This window comes from Mesorhizobium sp. M5C.F.Ca.IN.020.32.2.1 (assembly GCF_004023105.1).
Taxonomy (GTDB): domain Bacteria; phylum Pseudomonadota; class Alphaproteobacteria; order Rhizobiales; family Rhizobiaceae; genus Mesorhizobium; species Mesorhizobium wenxiniae.
This window is the reverse complement of record NZ_RZSX01001082.1, coordinates 1-1,843: the sequence shown is the minus strand read 5'-3', so window position 1 is coordinate 1,843 and position 1,843 is coordinate 1. Positions and strand designations below refer to the sequence as shown.

2 protein-coding genes are annotated in these 1,843 nt (G+C 61.7%); both read left to right on the top strand.

Going from position 1 to position 1,843, the window contains the following annotated elements; genetic code table 11:
• Positions 1 to 224: 224 nt before the first annotated feature.
• Entirely contained in the window at positions 225 to 1,118 is an 894-nt protein-coding gene (locus EOA86_RS33070) for a GntR family transcriptional regulator (RefSeq protein WP_128345408.1), read from the top strand.
• 127 nt (positions 1,119 to 1,245) lie between these two features.
• Positions 1,246 to 1,599 (top strand): DUF2946 family protein, encoded by a 354-nt coding sequence (locus EOA86_RS33065; RefSeq protein WP_128345406.1) that lies wholly within the window; start codon positions 1,246 to 1,248, stop codon positions 1,597 to 1,599.
• The last annotated feature ends 244 nt before the right edge of the window (positions 1,600 to 1,843 follow it).

The window sequence follows — 1,843 nt, the reverse complement described above, 5'->3', positions numbered from 1 at the left end:
CCTGTTAACAGTTAATGTCTTTTATCGTGAAAAAACAGTTTTGCGTCAATTGTTTTTTCGTGACAGCGCCGCGCGTTCTTAAGGATGTGCAGAGGATCGGACACTGGAACCAGGGCTGACTTTCGAAAAGCGATTCTCGCTTTTTTGGGGGCCTTTGCGTTTGGAACATTTGTCATATCGCGCTTCAAACCGCCGCCGCAAGCGGCGGCGTAACGGGGCAGGGGATGTCGAAGAGCAACAACGTCTATAAAGACGCCTACAATCGGGGTTTGCGGCTGCTCGACGAAACGAAAAGCCTGCCGTCCGAGCCCGAGCTTGGCACGCTGCTCGGCGTCAGCCGCACGACGATCCGCACCATCCTTACGCGCATGGAAGAGACGGGGCTGATTGCCTGGAACAAGCGCAGCAAGACGGTTTTGCGCGTGCCGCGGCCGGACGATTTTTTCCCCGAGGAAGAGACCGACTCCCTGTCGCAGATCATCGAGCGCTCCTTCATGCGGCGACTGCTTGCCGGCGGCGCCGAGCCCGGCATGCAGATCAACGAGCTCGAGTTGGCGCGCGAGATCGGCGTCGGCACCACCAGCGTGCGCGAGTTCCTGATCCGCTTTTCCCGCTTCGGGCTGATCGAGAAACGCCGCAACAGCCATTGGGTGCTGAAAGGTTTTACCCGCGCTTTCGCGCTGGAATTGACCGAAATCCGCGAGATGTTCGAATTGCGCTCGGCTGCCGCGTTCACCGCCCTGCCGGAAGACAGCCCGGTCTGGGCCGACCTCGACCGGCTGGAAGACGAGCATCGCCGGCTGGCGCGCGAGATCGCCACGCGCTTCAACGAATTCTCGGAGCTCGACGAGCGCTTTCACCGGCTGATCCACCGCGCGTCGCACAATCGCTTCATCGTCGATTTCTACGACGTCATCGCCATGATATTCCACTACCACTACCAGTGGAATAAGGCTCAGGAGCGCGAGCGCAACGAAGTGGCGGTCGCGGAACACCTGGCCTATATCGCGGCGCTCAAATCGCGCGATCTCGGCAAGGTCGACGCTGCCTGCCGCAAGCATCTGAAGTCGGCGCGCAATACCCTGTTGACCTCGATCCCCGAGGGCCAGCAACCGTAGCGGGCTTAAAGCGCTGCGTTGCCGCAGTAGTAATTTGGCGATTTTCCGCCCGCCGAGCACGTGCTAGGTATTTGCCGTTGCTGCGTGAAGAGGCAGGCTTTTGAACATCCGGCGGAGACGATGGAGCATGCCGGCCGCGTTCGCCGCGGCCTATCTGCTCGTGCTCCAGTCGGTGTTTGGCGCATTCGCCTCCGGCTTCCCCGATGCTTCGCAACTCGACGCCTTCGGCAATGTCATCTGCACCCAGGAGGGCGCGGCCCAGCTTCCAGGCGGCGATCCGCACCAGCAGCACGTGCCGGCTTGCTGTGTGCTCGGCTGTGGCATGGCCTCGGCGGCTTACGCGCCGCCGCCCGCTGCCGGCATGTTGGCCGGCAACTTTTCCGTTGAAACCGTCGCGTTTGTGCTGCCGGCGTTCCGGCACCTCGATTTCAGCCGCGACCGCTCTCCGTCGAATCCGCGCGCGCCGCCGGCTAAGGCCTGATCCGTCCCAGATCGCCTTGCGGAATTTTTCGCGGGCGGATTCGTTCAACATCGAAACTGTTCGCGACCGGCCGACGGCGCGATTTCTCAGTTCCTGGAGCTATCATGTCTCACACTTTTCGCGCGCGGCTCGGCCGCAACAGGTCCTTCCTGCGCAGCTTCGAGGAGCGACTCGGCGTCACCGTGTTCCTCCTCGCCCTCCTGTTCGTCAGCGCCCAGGCCGTTTTCGCGCATGAGTTTAGGGT

Excerpts from the sequence above, each read along its gene's own strand:
- EOA86_RS33070 (WP_128345408.1), top strand. The coding sequence starts at position 225 with ATGTCGAAGAGCAACAACGTCTATAAAGACGCCTACAATCGGGGTTTG.
- EOA86_RS33065 (WP_128345406.1), top strand. The coding sequence starts at position 1,246 with ATGCCGGCCGCGTTCGCCGCGGCCTATCTGCTCGTGCTCCAGTCGGTG.